The sequence below is a fragment of the Pseudomonas sp. Leaf48 genome (assembly GCF_001421885.1).
Taxonomy (GTDB): Bacteria; Pseudomonadota; Gammaproteobacteria; order Pseudomonadales; family Pseudomonadaceae; genus Aquipseudomonas.
On sequence record NZ_LMLH01000033.1, the window covers coordinates 119,070 to 134,205 of the forward strand.

A 15,136-nucleotide genomic window follows, 5' to 3' on the forward strand; every position below is an offset into this window, starting at 1 on the left:
GGACTCATTACATCCCTAGGATGGCCTTCATCCGCTAGATGAGGCCCGTCCATGAACAGCTCGATCGCAACTGCCCTGACCAACCCTGGCGCGCCGATGAAGGTGCGCGGCGTGCAGAAACGCTTCGGCGCCTTCACCGCACTGGATAACGTTTCCCTCGACGTCGCGGCCGGTGAGCTGGTGTGTCTGCTCGGCCCGTCGGGCTGCGGCAAGACCACCTTGCTGCGCTGCATCGCCGGTCTCGAAAAACAAGACAGCGGCGAGTTGTACCTGGGCGATCGTGATGTTTCTCACCTGGCCCCCCAGGCTCGGGACTACGGGATCCTGTTTCAGTCCTATGCGCTGTTCCCCAACCTTACCGTTGAAGCGAACATTGCCTACGGCCTCGCCGGCAGTGGCCGCGATGAAGTTCGCCGTCGTGTCGGTCAGATGCTCGAACTGGTCGGCCTGACCGGCAGTGAGAAGAAGTACCCGGGCCAGTTGTCCGGCGGTCAACAGCAGCGGGTGGCATTGGCCCGTGCCCTGGCGCCGGCACCGTCATTGTTGCTGCTGGACGAGCCAATGTCCGCCCTCGATGCGCGAGTGCGCGAGCATCTGTGCACGGAACTGCGCCAGCTGCAGCGCAGCCTCGGCATCACCACCCTGATGGTCACCCACAATCAGGACGAGGCCATGCTGATGGCGGACCGCATCGCCGTGATGAACAACGGCAAGGTCGAGCAGTACGCCACGCCACAGGAGATCTACAACCGCCCGGCCACGCCCTTTGTCGCGGAGTTCGTCGGTCAGGGCAACTGGCTGCCATTCCACAGCAGCAGCGACAGCCACGCGCAGGTCGGCGGGATGCACATGCGCCTGGCCGATGGCAGCGCCAGGACCGCGTCAGGCCGGTTGTTCTGCCGCCCCGAAGCGATCAACGTCAATCCGCTGGTGCATGAGGAAAACCTGTTCCCGGCCAAGGTTCGCGAAATCACCTTCCTGGGCAACCGTTGCCGCATGAGTTTCGAACTCGATCAACTGCCGGGCCATGCACTGCTGGCTGAACTGGCGCCTGAAGCCATGCCGCGTCTGGGGGCGCAGCAGATCATGGTCGCGTTGCCACCGCGCAGCCTGCAGGTGTTCGCCTGATGAGCGCGAACATGGCGCTGCCGCTGCCAGGCAAGCAGGTTCGGCAGATCTCCCATGCCGAGATCGGTGATCGTCTGTTCGTGGTCGGCGGCAAGGTGCTCCTGCTGGTGTTGCTGGGTTTCGCCGTGTTGATGCCGTTGCTGGCGATCTTCTGGCGCGGGTTCAGCGCCGAAGCCGGGCAGGGTGGGGGGTGGATCGCGGCGAGGGAGTTGGTGACCAGTGAGAACTTCCACTGGTTACTGGGCAATAGCCTGAAGGTTTCCCTCAGCGTGGCGGCTATTGTCGTACCGCTGGCCTATCTGTTTGCCTACGCCTTGCAACGCACTTTGATCCCGGCGAAGGGTATCTGGCGTGGTATCTCGCTGCTGCCCTTGATGGCGCCATCGATGCTGCCGGGGATCGCGTTGGTTTATCTGTTCGGCAACCAGGGCATGTTGCGTGGCCTGCTCTCGGACAATATCTACGGCTTCTGGGGCATCGTACTCGGCGAAGTCATCTACACCTTCCCACACGCCCTGATGATTCTTCTTTCTGCGTTGTCCCTGGCGGATGCGCGGTTGTTCGATGCCGCCTCCAGCATGGGCGCCAGTCCGGCGAAAGCCTTCCGCAGCATCACCTGGCCGGCGACCCGCCAGGCAGTATTCGCTGCGTTCTGTCTGGTGTTCACCCTGACCATTACCGATTTCGGTGTGCCTGTGGTGGTCGGTGGCGATTATCAAGTCCTGGCGCTGGAAGCCTACAAGGCTGTGGTCGGCCAGCAGCAATTCGGTCGCGGTGCGTTGATCGGCATGGTGTTGCTGCTGCCTGCGCTGTTCAGCTTTGGCGTCGACGCCTGGTTGCGTCGACGTCATGGCGACTCCATGAGTGGTCGTGCCCAGGTGTTCCAGCCAGCACCGTCGAAGCTGCGCGACGGTTGCTACCTGGCCATCGTCCTGTTGATCTGCGCTGCACTGCTGCTGGTGTTCGGCATGGCGGTGTTCTCCTCGCTGGTGAAGTTCTGGCCGTACAACCTGTCGCTTTCGCTCAACCATTACCAGTTCAACGAAACCGCCGGTGGTGGCTGGCTGGCCTACAGCAACAGCTTGAAGATGGCACTGGGTACGGCGTTGATTGGCAGCCTGCTGATCTTCACTGGTGCGTACCTGATGGAAAAAACCAAGGGCCAGCGTGGACTGAACATGGCCCTGCGCATGCTCAGTTTCATCCCGATGGCGGTGCCGGGACTGGTGCTGGGGCTGGGTTACGTTTTCTTCTTCAACCTCTCCGGCAATCCGTTGCACGTGCTCTACGGCACCATGACCCTGCTGATTGTCTGCACCATCGCGCACTACCTGACCACCGCACAAATGACTGCCACCACCGCGCTGCGTCAACTCGATGCGGAGTTCGAAGCCGCCGCGCTGTCGCTTAAGGCGCCACTGTACCGGCACTACCTGCGGGTCACCGTGCCGATTTGCCTGCCGGCTCTGCTGGACATCGTGCGTTATTTGTTCGTCTCGGCCATGACCACTGTCTCGGCGGCGATCTTCCTCTACAGCCCCGACACCATCCTCGCGGCGGTGGCGGTGCTGAACATGGACGACGCCGGCAACGTCGGCGGCGCGGCAGCGATGTCGACCCTGATTCTGTTCACCTCGGCGGGTGTGTCCCTGCTGCTGGCCTGGGCTTCGCGCGGCTTGCTGCGCCGCTCCCAGGCCTGGCGGCAGACCGCACCCGGTCATTGATTCGCTGCTCCTCAAAAAAACCCTTCAACTCAAAAACAGGAAAAGATCATGTTCAAGCCCCTGGCCCTGGCCGCTGCTGTCCTCACCGCTTTCAGCCTGAACGCCTTCGCAGCGAAAACCGAGTTGACGGTGTACACCGCCCTCGAAGCCGAACAACTGAAGACCTATAAAGCAGCCTTCGAGAAAACCAACCCGGACGTCGAAATCAAGTGGGTGCGTGATTCCACCGGGATCATCACCGCCAAGCTGCTGGCCGAAAAAGACCGCCCGCAAGCCGATGCCGTCTGGGGCCTGGCCGCTTCGAGCCTGGCGATCCTCGATCAGCAAGGCATGCTGCAAACCTACGCGCCGAAGGATCTGGGCAAGATCGGCGGCAACTACCGCGACGCCGCCAACCCGCCAGCCTGGGTCGGCATGGACGTCTGGGCTGCGACTATTTGCTTCAACACCGTCGAAGCCGAGAAGCAGGGCCTGACCAAGCCGGTGAGCTGGCAAGACCTGACCAAGCCTGAGTACAAAGGCAAGATCGTCATGCCGAACCCGGCTTCGTCCGGTACCGGTTTCCTTGACGTCAGCGCCTGGCTGCAAACCTTCGGCGAGAAGCAGGGCTGGCAGTACATGGACGAACTGCACCAGAACATCGGCCAGTACGTTCACTCCGGCTCCAAGCCCTGCAAGCTGGCGGCCGCCGGCGAATTCCCGATCGGTATTTCCTTCGAGTACCCGGCCGTTCAACTCAAGCGCCAGGGTGCGCCGCTGGACATCATCCTGCCGAAAGAGGGCTTGGGCTGGGAGATCGAAGCGACTGCCGTGATCAAGGGTACAGCTCACGAAGAAGCGGCGAAGAAACTGGCTGACTTCTCGGCAAGTCCCGAGGCGATGGAGTTGTACAAGGAAAACTTCGCTGTCCTTGCTCAGCCTGGTATCGCCAAGCCGCAGACCGAGTTGCCGGCTGACTATGAGCAGCGCCTGATCAAAAACGACTTTGCCTGGGCTTCGAAAAATCGCGACCAAATCCTGAGTGAATGGCGCAAGCGCTATGACGGCAAGTCCGAGAAAGTGGCGGCCAAGTAAATCTTCATCGGCTGAGATGGCCCCTTCGCGAGCAAGCCCGCTACCACAGTAGATCTCCAGTGGAAGGAGATCCGGGGGTCGCACCAGGCAAATGTGGGAGCGGGCTTGCCCGCAAAGGCGGCTTCGAATTCAGGACAAATCTTCATGACACAACACACCGACATGCTGATCGTCGGCGCCGGCATCCTGGGTTTATCCCACGCCTATGCCGCCGCCAAACGCGGTCTGAAAGTCACGGTTTTCGAGCGCAGCACTACGCCCTTGGGCGCCTCTGTGCGCAACTTCGGCCAGGCACTGGTCACCGGCCAGCCGCCGGGACCGATGCTGGAACTGGCCCGTGCCAGCCGTGAAATCTGGGGCCAATGGGCACAGCTCGCCGGCCTGCAACTCAAGCGCAACGGTTCATATCTGTTCGCTCGCAGCGAAGCCGAAGAACAACTGTTGGAGGCTTTCTGTGCCGGCCGAGCGGTGGAACACGGTTACAACGTGGACCTGCTGCGTGGCGCCGCCTTGCAGGATTTGTACAGCGGCCAGTTCCGTCATCATCGCGCCGCTTTGCACGGCATGGATGACCAGCAACTTTATTCCCGCGAAGCGATCCCGGCATTGATCGACTACCTGCGTCGCGAAATGGGCGTCGAGTTTCATTTTTCGACTCTGGTGCGCGACATCGAACCGGGCCGTCTGCACAGCACCGCCGGCACATTCCATGGCGGGCAAATCATTGTCTGTTCCGGCCACGATTATCAGACCTTGCTCGCCGAGCAGATCGCCGAGTTGAACCCGCAAATCTGCCGTCTGCAAATGCTTCGCGCCCGTCCACAAATCAACCTGAACCTGCAGCACGCCCTGCTTACGGGGTTGAGCTGCGTGCATTACGGGGCATTTGCCGATCTGCCGGAAGCTGCGGCAGTACAGGCTGAAATTCTGCGCAATGCAGCGCATTTGCATGAAAACGGCATTCACCTGCTGATCAGCCCGACGCCTTATGGCGAGTTGATCATCGGCGACTCCCACCATTACGCCAGTGATACTTCCCCATTCAATGCCGAGCAGGTCGATGACTGGATGATTGAGTTGGCCGAGCAAACGTTGGGCTGCAAGGTGCAAGTGGTCGAGCGCTGGCAGGGAGTCTATGGTTCACGGGGGCCGGGGCCTTTTTCGTTCTTGCGTCCGGCGCCAGGCGTGAGTGTGGCACTCATGCACACGGGCGTGGGCATGAGCGTCGGGCCGGCGATGGCCGAGCAAAACGTAGCCACTGTTTTGGGAGAAATCTGATGGAGCGCAGCGAGCAAGTGATTGCCGAAGTGTTCGGTTTGTACGAGCGCTTTGGCGACAGCGATTACATCGGTGAGCCGGTATCGCAGATCGAGCACATGTCCCAAGCCGCGCAACTGGCCATGGCCGAAGGCTACGATGATGAAGTGGTGTTGGCGGCATTTTTTCACGACATCGGGCATATTTGCGCCGAAAGCGCCGAGAACATGGGCGGCTTTGGCGTAGTCAGCCATGAGCGGCTGGGTGCCGATTACCTGCGCCGCGCAGGTTTCAGCGAACGCATGGCAAGACTGGTGGAGTATCACGTCCAGGCCAAGCGTTATTTGACGTTGAAAGAGCCTGGGTACTACCAGCGCTTGAGCGAAGCCAGTCGCCGCACCCTGGAATATCAGGGCGGGGTGATGACGGCGGTCGAGGCACAAGCTTTCGAGCAGGATCCTTTGTGTGCCGTGAGTTTGCGCATGCGTCAGTGGGATGAACTGGCCAAGGAAATGCGCGTGCCGGTCATTGATCTGCAGATCCTCAAGCAAAAGGCCGCTGGCCTGTTATCTCGTCAAGTGAGCTGAGTATCACAATGGGCGCAGCGCATTCGGTGCGCCCGGATTCTTCGTCGGATGCAACCTCATTTTGCATCCATGAGCTAGCGTAGTAGCAGTACCGCCGAGCCTTGAAATTAGTCCTTAGCCCCCTATCCATGTTTTACTTGAACGTTCATTCAAGTTAAACCGGTGGTTCGCCGCCCGCTCACAACAGGAGGCTTGCCTTTGCTGAGTCCGATTTTCACAGCCACGTTTCTACCCTTCGAGGTGCACCGTTCATGAGTGCATCCCCCACCCCTGCAAGCGGCCTGGTCCGCATGAATCCGCCGGTTTTCTACTTCGCGGCGAGTTTCATTCTGTTATTTGGCGTTGTGGTCATCGCCATGCCCGAACAGGCTGGAGCCTGGTTACTGGCGGCGCAAAACTGGGCGGCCAACACGGTCGGCTGGTATTACCTGCTGGCGATGACCCTGTATCTGGTCTTCGTGGTGGTCACCGCCTTGTCCGGCTACGGCAAGATCAAGCTCGGTGCCGACCACGACGAACCCGAGTTCAGTTATCTGTCGTGGGCCGGCATGCTGTTCGCCGCCGGTATCAGCATCACCCTGTTTTTCTTCTGTGTGTCCGAGCCGCTGACCCACATGCTCCAGCCGCCCCAAGGCGAAGCCGGTACGGCGGACGCGGCGCGCCAGGCGATGCAGATCCTGTTTCTGCACTGGGGCCTGCATGGCTGGGGTGTATTTGCCTTTGTCGGCATGGCGCTGGCCTACTTCGCCTACCGCCACAATCTGCCTCTGGCCCTGCGTTCGGCGCTGTATCCGCTGATCGGCAAGCGCATCAATGGCCCTATCGGTTATGCGGTGGATGGCTTTGGCATCATCGCCACGGTGTTCGGCCTCGGCGCCGACATGGGTTTTGGTGTGTTGCACCTCAACTCGGGCCTGGACTACCTGTTCGGCATCGCCCACACCCAGTGGATACAGGTCGGCCTGATCACGCTGATGATGGGCGCGGCGATTATCGTCGCGGTGTCCGGTGTCGATAAGGGTGTGCGGGTCATGTCCGACATCAACATGCTGCTGGCCTGCGCGCTGCTGCTGTTCGTGTTGTTCGCAGGTCCCACCCAGCACCTGCTCAATACCTTGATCCAGAACCTCGGCGACTACCTCGGTGCCTTGCCGATGAAGAGTTTCGACCTGTATGCCTATGACAAACCCAGCGACTGGCTGGGCGGCTGGACCGTGTTCTATTGGGCCTGGTGGATCGCCTGGTCGCCTTTCGTGGGCTTGTTCATCGCACGGATTTCCCGTGGCCGGACCATCCGCGAGTTCGTCTTCGGCGTGTTGCTGATTCCACTCGGCTTCACCCTGGCGTGGATGTCGATTTTCGGTAACAGCGCCATCGACCAGGTACTCAACCACGGCATGAGCGCACTCGGAATGTCGGCCATCGACAACCCGTCGATGACCCTGTATCTGCTGCTCGAGACGTACCCGTGGAGTAAGACCGTGATCGCGGTCACGGTGTTTATCAGCTTCGTGTTCTTCGTGACGTCAGCCGATTCCGGCACCGTGGTGCTGTCGACGCTTTCCGCCAAGGGCGGCAGTCCTGATGAAGATGGACCGAAGTGGCTGCGGGTTTTCTGGGGCGCGATGACCGCACTGGTGACCAGTGCGTTGCTGTTTTCCGGCAGCATCGATGCGTTGAAGTCGGCGGTGGTGCTGACCTCTCTACCGTTCTCGCTGATTTTGCTGTTGATGATGTGGGGGCTGCACAAGGCCTTCTACCTGGAATCACAGAAGCAGATCGCACAGATGCATTCCCTGGCACCGGTCTCGGGATCCCGGCGTGGCAAGGGCGGCTGGCGTCAGCGTCTGAGTCAGGCAGTGCACTTCCCCTCACGGGATGAGGTCTATCGCTTCCTGGATACGACGGTGCGCCCGGCGATTGAGGAAGTGTCTGCCGTGTTCATCGAAAAGGGTTTGCACGTAGCGACTCACCCGGACCCGACCAATGACAGCGTCAGCCTGGAAATCGGTCATGGCGATCAGCATCCGTTCGTTTATCAGGTGCAGATGCGCGGCTACTTCACGCCGTCCTTCGCCCGCGGCGGCATGGGCTCCAAGCAACTGAACAATCGCCGCTACTACCGGGCGGAGGTGCATTTAAGCGAGGGCAGTCAGGACTACGATCTGGTGGGCTACACCAAGGAACAGATCATCAACGATATCCTCGATCAGTACGAACGGCACATGCAGTTCCTGCATCTGGTGCGCTGACCAGAACGGTGACGCCGAGGCGCTTTCAGGTCTCGGCGCTGATCGGCAAAGGTGTCGCCCACTTGCGGCAGTTCAGTGCGCGAGCCCGGCCTGCCTGCGCAGATACGGTGAACAAGGAAGTCGCCATCGATGGCGCGGTCTCGGTGTTGGGTGCAGAGGTTTACGCGGGGGAGGTATTTGCGGACTCGTTTGAAAATAAAAAATGAAACGTTTCAGCAATTAGTCGAATTCAGGGTTTTCTGGCGTTTGTCCAAGCGTATGCTTGGCGACTGGCGAAGCAGTCGATACCAGATTCAAGACCGACAAGAGAGGATTCGATGACCTACACCGCTGCCGAAAACCGCTACGACTCCATCCCTTACCGCCGCGTGGGCCGCAGTGGGCTGGTGCTGCCGGCGCTGTCCCTGGGCCTGTGGCACAACTTCGGCGACAGCACGCCGATCGACACACAGCGCGCGCTGTTACGTACAGCGTTCGATCTGGGGATTAACCATTTTGACCTGGCCAACAACTATGGCCCGCCATATGGCAGTGCCGAGATCAATTTCGGCCGATTGCTGCGCGAAGATTTCAAGCAGTACCGCGACGAATTGATCATCTCCAGCAAGGCCGGTTGGGACATGTGGCCCGGGCCTTATGGGCAGGGCGGCGGGTCGCGCAAGTACGTGCTGGCCAGTCTCGACCAGAGCTTGCAACGCCTGGGCGTGGACTACGTGGACATCTTCTACTCCCACCGCTTCGATCCCGACACCCCGCTGGAGGAAACCGCCAGCGCACTGGCTACCGCGGTACAGCAGGGCAAGGCGTTGTATATCGGCATCTCGTCCTATTCCGGAGTCAAGACCCGTGAAATGGCGGCGCTGCTCAAAGAGTGGAAAGTGCCGTTGTTGATTCACCAACCGGCCTACAACCTGCTCAATCGCTGGGTGGAAAAGGACCTGCTGGATACGACCGACGAGCTCGGCACGGGGGTGATTGCCTTTACCCCACTGGCTCAGGGTTTACTGACTGACAAGTACCTCAATGGCGTGCCGGCGGATGCGCGGGTCAACCGTCCGGGCGGTGGTTCGTTGCAGTCATCGCATTTGTCCGAGGCCAACATTGCCCAAGTGCGGGCACTCAACGAGATCGCCAGGCGTCGTGGCCAGAGCCTGGCACAACTGGCGCTGGCCTGGACGTTGCGCGATGCGCGGGTCACCTCGGCATTGATCGGTGCGAGCCGGCCGGAGCAGATTATCGAGAACGTCGGGGCATTGAAGAATTTGAGCTTCAGTGCTGAGGAGCTGGCGGAGATTGACCGGTTTGCCCAGGAGGGCGGAATTAATCTGTGGGAGAAACCTTCGACAGCTGAGTAGGGGTTTGGCGCCAGATATTCTGGCGCCTGCGCTGGCCCCTTCGCGGGCAAGCCCGCTCCCACAGGTTTCTCGGGTGGACTCAGAGCTTGGTCAACACACGGCCACTGTGGGAGCGGGCTTGCCCGCGAAGGGGCCAGCCCAGGCACTACAAATTCCGCGGGCTCAGCGAAAGAAAGGCACATCCCCCAATACCGTCGCCCGCTGCATCACTCGCCGTGCCGGGCGGTAGTCGTCCACCGCGTAATGCTGAGTCACGCGGTTATCCCAGAACGCGATGTCGTCCTGCTGCCAGCGCCAGCGAATGGTGAATTCCGGCCGAGTCGTATGGGCGAACAGGAACTTCAGGATCGCCTCACTCTCGGTTTCCGACATCTCGTTGAGCTTCGAGGTGAAGCCCTCGTTGATGAACAACGAACGGCGCCCGCTCACCGGATGCGTACGAATCACCGGGTGCGATAACGGCGGATTCTTGCGACGTGCCTCCTCCCACTGGCCCAGCGCTTCAGGTGTATTGCCATAGCGCTCCAGCGGGAACGAGCGGGCGAAGTCGTGGGTGGCGGTCAGCCCTTCAAGCAAGGTTTTCATCGGTGCTGACAACGCCTCGTATGCAGCGATTCCGCTGGCCCACAGCGTATCGCCACCAAACTCCGGCAATAGCTTGGCGCTGAGCACCGCTCCCATGGCCGGCGTTGGCAGGAAGGTCACGTCGGTGTGCCAGATTGCGTTGTCGCGCACGTCGGTGACGGCGGTGTCGAGAATCAGAACTTCCGGCTGCTCCGGCACGTTCGGGTAGATCGGGTGAATGTGCAGATCGCCGAAATACGAGGCGAAGCGTGCCTGCTGCTGCGGCGTGATTGGCTGGTCGCGCAAGAACAGCACCTGGTGCTTGAGCAGCGCCTGCTCGATGACATCGCGTTGTTCCAGGTTCAGCGGCTGGCTGATGTCGATGCCGCTGATCTGGGCGCCGAGGGCAGAACTCAAGGGGGTGATGGTCAGTTGACTCATGGTGATTCTCTTCAATTCGGCTCGCAGAGCTGTTTGTGGGAGCGGGCTTGCTCGCGAATGCGGTATGTCAGGCAACATTACTGTGATTGATACACCGCCTTCGCGAGCAAGCCCGCTCCCACATGATTCTTTAGTGGGCCTGGCCGTGCCATGGCACCAGTTTGCGTTGCAGGGCGCGCAGGCCCATTTCCATGGCGAAGGCGATCAGCGCAATCACCAGAATCCCCAGCACCACCACATCGGTGACCAGGAACTGTGCAGCGGACTGCACCATGAAGCCCAGGCCGCTGGTGGCAGCGATCAATTCGGCGGCGACCAGGGTCGACCAACCTACACCCAGACCAATGCGCACACCGGTCAAAATGTCCGGCAAGGCACTGGGCAGAATCACATGACGAATCAACTGCGCACGGGTCGCACCCAGCGACTGCGCAGCACGCAGTTTGGCCGGGTCGACGGTGCGCACGCCGGTTGCCGTGGCGATGGCTATCGGGGCGAAAATCGCCAGGTAGATCAGCAAGACTTTCGACAGCTCGCCGATGCCGCACCAGATCACAATCAGCGGCAGATAGGCCAGCGGTGGAATCGGGCGGTAGAACTCGATCAGCGGGTCGAGCACACCACGGGCGATACGGTTGGCACCGATGGCAATCCCCACCGGCACTGCCGTCAATACGGCAAAACCCAGGCCCAGGCCGATGCGGCTGAGGCTGGCGCCCAAGTGTTGCCACAAGGTCGAGTCCATGTAACCGCTGGTCGCCAGCAGCCAGCCTTTTTGCAGCACCGCGGACGGCGGCGGCAGGAACAGCGGCTCGATCAAGCCGCTGGCCGTCACGGCCCACCAGATGGCGAGCAAGGCGATCAGGGTCAGCACGCTGATCCAGCGCGTGCTGAGGCTGCGGCGTACCGGGATGACGGTGCCTGAGCTGCTCGGCTTGACCGTTGCAGCCGGAATCTCGTAACTGCTCATGCGCGCTCCTGCCGCTGGGCGGCGCTGCGTTGGGAGAACACTCTGGCGAGCACGTGTTCGCGGGTTTCGATAAAACGCGGGTCGGATTTGATGGCTCGGGCGGACTCACCGGCGGCGTACCGTTGACCGAAATCCAGACTCAGGCGTTCGACGATTTGCCCTGGGTTGGGTGCCAGGAGAATCAGGTCGGTGGCGAGAAAAACTGCCTCTTCGATGTCGTGGGTAATCAGGAATACTGGTTTGGCAGTGCGCCGCCAGACTTGCAGCAGCAGCTCTTGCATTTGTTCGCGGGTGAAGGCGTCGAGGGCGCCGAAGGGTTCATCCATGAGCAAGACTCGCGGGTCGGCAGCCAGTGCACGGGCGAGGCCGACGCGTTGCTTCTGGCCGCCCGAGAGTTGCCATATGCGGCGCTTTTCGAAGCCGGACAGGTCAACCAGCGAGAGCATTTCCCGGGCGCGGATTTCACGTTTGTCCCGGGTAACGCCGGCCAGTTCCAGGCCGAAACCGACGTTGGCCAACACATCCTGCCAGGGCAGCAGGGCGTCGTCCTGGAACACCACGCCGCGCTCGGCGCTCGGGCCCTTGATCGGTACACCATCGAGGGTAATGCGCCCGGCGCTGGGCTCGACGAAACCGGCAATCAGGTTCAACAGCGAGGTCTTGCCACTGCCGGACGGTCCGAGGGCGACCAGCAACTGCTGGGGCCCCAGACTCAGGGAAATATCCGCCAGCACCGGTTCCGCTGCACCGGGGTACCGTGCGCTGATGCGCTCCAGCTGTAGCAAAGCCATCGCAATAGACTCCCGATCAGTTGGTGATGAACTTGGCGTTGACGTACGGTGCGTAGTCCGGCAGCACGGCCTCGACCTTGCCTTGTTCCTTGAGGAATACGGCGGTATCGGTGATGGCTTTGGTGGTGGGTGCGCCCAGGGTCGTGACCTGATCGGCCGCCAGCGGGTAGACGTTGCCTTGCAGCAACAGCGGAATGTCACTGGCCTTGGCGCCAGAGAGTTTTACCAGTTTGTCGACGTTGTTTTGGTCGGCCAGCCAGGCTTTCGGATCCTTGCGGTAGTCGGCATAGGCGTCCAGGGTGACTTTGGCGAACGCGGTGACGATCTCCGGATGCTTCTCGGCAAAGTCCTTGCGCACGATCCAGGCGTCGAAGGTTGGTGCGCCGAATTTGGCTAGCTCGCCTGAAGTGATCAGCACTTTGCCGTTTTCCTTGGCCACACCCAGCGCTGGGTCCCATACGTAAGTGGCATCAATGTCACCGCGTTTCCACGCGGCAATGATCGCCGGGGGGGCGAGGTTGAGAACCGTGACTTTCGATGGGTCGATGTTCCAGTGCTTGAGTGCCGCGAGCAGGCTGTAGTGGCCTGTGGAAACGAATGGCACGGCGATTTTCTTGCCGATCAGATCCTGGGGCGTCTTGATCCCGGAACCGTCGCGGGCGACCAGTGCTTCGGCGGCGCCGATTTGCGTGGCGATGAGGAAGGTTTCTACCGGAACTTTTCGGGTGATTGCTGCAGTCAGCGGGCTGGAACCGAGGTAGCCGATCTGTACATCACCGGAAGCAATGGCGGCGATGATGTCGGCACCATTATCGAATTTGCGCCAGCTGATATCGGCCTTGGTGGCCTTTTCGTAGGCGCCGTCGGCCTGGGCGACTTTCGCCGGGTCAACGGTGGTCTGGTAGGCGACGGTGACGTCGGCCGCCTGGGCAAACAGACTCGCGGCAGCCAAAGATGCGGCCGCCAGCAAGCGAAGGGGGAAATGCAGTTTCATTGGAAAGCTCCTTGTCAGGCGACCGAAGTGTCGGCGTGAAAAGGAGACTAAATGATCTAAGAATTCGAAAATAAATAACTTTTTCGAATTAGCTATAAGCTGAAAAATCTAAGGGTGAACAGGGATCGTTCTATCGCTGTGCATGGGGATGCAGCCGGTGACGCTGCGCGTCACCTGGACGCGGAGCGTCCCTTGAGTCATTCCCACGCAGAACGTGGGAACGATCCCTGTCAGGCGCTGATTAATTACTGATCGCCAGGATACTGGCCTGGTACGCCCCGACAAACACATCAAAATCGCCGACTTCGTTATTTTCCAGCTCATCCTGCTGAGCCAGTGACGAACGCGCCAGCGCTTCAAATTTCGCCTGTTCCTCGGCAGCCAAAGGCTCGCTGCGAAAGTACTCGGCGTGGACCTGGCTCTGGCGCAAGGAGAACTGGGCGAAGCTTTCCTTGTGCTCGGCCATTGCCGCCAATACTTGGGCGGAGGGCGTCAGGGACGGATCCTTGACCTTGGCCATTTGAGCATCCAGCGCCTTGCTGTGGGCGTCGCCGCCATGGCTCTGATCGAGCAGTGCCGCCAGCGGGGCAATGTTTTCCAGTAGTTGGCCGGCCCACTCTTTCAGGTCGACCGCTTGGCCGTCCCGCTGCAATTGCAGGCCTGGACGACGGCCTTCCTTGACCACGCTGAGGAAGTTCGAGGTCGCGTTGGTGCAGTGGGTGTTGGTCAGCAGCGGGCTGTCATTGAGCGCGCAGTACAACAGGAAGGCATCGAGGAAGCGTGATTCGGCCAGGTCGATACCCATCGGCAGGAACGGGTTGATGTCCAGGCATCGCACTTCGACGTACTGGATGCCACGGGCCACCAGCGCCTGGATCGGCCGCTCGCCGGTGTAGGTCACGCGTTTGGGGCGGATGTTGGAGTAGTACTCGTTCTCGATCTGCAGGATGTTGGTATTGAGCTGTACCCACTCGCCATCCTTGTGGGTGCCGACTTCGACGTACGGTGCATACGGCGTAGCCACCGCCTTGCGCAGGCTGTCGGTGTAGCTGCTCAGATCGTTGTAGCACGGCGTCAGGCCGGCCTGGGCGTTGCTCTGGTAACCGAGGTCACTCATGCGCAGGCTGGTGGCGTACGGCAGGTACAGGGTCTCCGGGTCCAGTTGCTCCAGCTGGTGCGAGCGTCCGCGCAGGAAACCGGCGTCCAGCGCTGGTGAGGCTCCGAACAGGTACATCAGCAACCAGCTGTAACGACGGAAGTTGCGGATCAGCGCGATGTAGGACGACGACTGATAGTCGCGGTCGGTGCCGACAAATCCTTCGGCCTGCCTGATCAGCGGCCAGATTTTTTCCGGCAGGGAAAAATTGTAGTGAATCCCGGCAATGCACTGCATGGTCTTGCCGTAGCGCAGGGCCAGGCCCTTGCGGTACACGTACTTGAGCTGCCCGATATTGGAGGTGCCGTAATAGGCGATCGGGATGTCTTCCTCGGCCGGCAACGGGCACGGCATCGATGGGCTCCACAGGTACTCGTTGCCGAGCTTGCTGTAGGCAAAACGGTGAATGCTGTCCAGGCTTGCCAGCGTATCGGCAGGATCGGGCAGAGCCGGGGTGATGAACTCCAGCAGCGACTCGGAATAGTCGGTGGTGATCTGTTCGTTGGTCAGCGCGGAACCCAATTCTTCCGGGTGAGGCGTTTGCGCCAGGCGACCTTCGCTGGTCACGCGCAGGCATTCACGTTCGATGCCGTGAAGGCACTGTTCGAGCAGAGAGAGGTTAGCGCGCTCGCCGAGCAGAGCCAGGCGGCGGTTGAGAAGTTCGCTCAAGTTGGATTCCTTCACGCGTCAGTCGCCCCAATATGGGGGTGGTCAAGACGGTCTACAAGGGTGAAGTTGAAACTGGCGTTTTCGCCTGGTTTTTCGAGCCGCACAGGCCGTATGCCGGTCAGTCAGAAACTACACGATCCCTGTGGGAGCGATCTGTGGCGAGGGGGCTTGCCG

12 protein-coding genes are annotated in these 15,136 nt (G+C 60.6%); 7 read left to right on the forward strand and 5 right to left on the reverse strand.

From position 1 onward, the window contains the following. The first annotated feature begins 51 nt into the window (after positions 1-51). From ASE98_RS25000 to mgrA, 7 genes are all read left to right on the forward strand, one after another. Positions 52-1,128: a putative 2-aminoethylphosphonate ABC transporter ATP-binding protein gene (locus ASE98_RS25000; protein WP_060543991.1), complete on the forward strand. Its 1,077-nt coding sequence runs from the start codon at positions 52-54 to the stop codon at positions 1,126-1,128. Then, positions 1,128-2,852 (forward strand): putative 2-aminoethylphosphonate ABC transporter permease subunit, encoded by a 1,725-nt coding sequence (locus ASE98_RS25005; protein ID WP_060543992.1) that lies wholly within the window; start codon positions 1,128-1,130, stop codon positions 2,850-2,852. The genes ASE98_RS25000 and ASE98_RS25005 overlap by 1 nt, the downstream gene beginning before the upstream one ends. 48 nt (positions 2,853-2,900) lie before the next feature. After that, entirely contained in the window at positions 2,901-3,926 is a 1,026-nt protein-coding gene (locus tag ASE98_RS25010) for a putative 2-aminoethylphosphonate ABC transporter substrate-binding protein (RefSeq protein ID WP_060543993.1), read from the forward strand. 144 nt (positions 3,927-4,070) lie between these two features. Further along, the gene (locus tag ASE98_RS25015; protein WP_060543994.1) at positions 4,071-5,204 is read left to right on the forward strand and encodes a TIGR03364 family FAD-dependent oxidoreductase; all 1,134 of its coding nucleotides are present in this window, start codon (positions 4,071-4,073) and stop codon (positions 5,202-5,204) included. Beyond that, positions 5,204-5,770, forward strand: coding sequence for a phosphonate degradation HD-domain oxygenase (locus ASE98_RS25020; RefSeq protein ID WP_060543995.1), 567 nt, complete (start codon positions 5,204-5,206; stop codon positions 5,768-5,770). The genes ASE98_RS25015 and ASE98_RS25020 overlap by 1 nt, the downstream gene beginning before the upstream one ends. Before the next feature lie 290 nt (positions 5,771-6,060). Further along, positions 6,061-8,022, forward strand: a complete 1,962-nt coding sequence (betT, locus tag ASE98_RS25025; RefSeq protein WP_162237417.1) for a choline transporter BetT — start codon at positions 6,061-6,063, stop codon at positions 8,020-8,022. Positions 8,023-8,339: 317 nt separating this feature from the next. After that, positions 8,340-9,377, forward strand: coding sequence for an L-glyceraldehyde 3-phosphate reductase (gene mgrA, locus ASE98_RS25035; protein ID WP_060543998.1), 1,038 nt, complete (start codon positions 8,340-8,342; stop codon positions 9,375-9,377). Positions 9,378-9,539: 162 nt separating this feature from the next. Here the strand turns inward: mgrA and tauD are convergent, their stop codons facing one another. The 5 genes from tauD to gshA form a co-directional block, all read right to left on the reverse strand. After that, positions 9,540-10,382, reverse strand: coding sequence for a taurine dioxygenase (gene tauD / locus ASE98_RS25040; protein ID WP_060543999.1), 843 nt, complete (start codon positions 10,380-10,382; stop codon positions 9,540-9,542). A gap of 130 nt (positions 10,383-10,512) precedes the next feature. Further along, entirely contained in the window at positions 10,513-11,352 is an 840-nt protein-coding gene (gene tauC / locus ASE98_RS25045; protein WP_060544000.1) for a taurine ABC transporter permease TauC, read from the reverse strand. Next, complete coding sequence (gene tauB, locus ASE98_RS25050; protein ID WP_060544001.1) at positions 11,349-12,143, reverse strand: taurine ABC transporter ATP-binding subunit; 795 nt, start codon at positions 12,141-12,143, stop codon at positions 11,349-11,351. The genes tauC and tauB overlap by 4 nt, the downstream gene beginning before the upstream one ends. Positions 12,144-12,159: 16 nt before the next feature. Next, positions 12,160-13,137 carry a taurine ABC transporter substrate-binding protein gene (tauA, locus tag ASE98_RS25055; protein ID WP_060544002.1) on the reverse strand — a complete coding sequence of 326 codons (978 nt, stop codon included), beginning with the start codon at positions 13,135-13,137 and terminating at the stop codon, positions 12,160-12,162. Positions 13,138-13,378: 241 nt separating this feature from the next. Beyond that, positions 13,379-14,962, reverse strand: a complete 1,584-nt coding sequence (gene gshA / locus ASE98_RS25060) for a glutamate--cysteine ligase (RefSeq protein WP_060544003.1) — start codon at positions 14,960-14,962, stop codon at positions 13,379-13,381. Between the last annotated feature and the right edge of the window lie 174 nt (positions 14,963-15,136).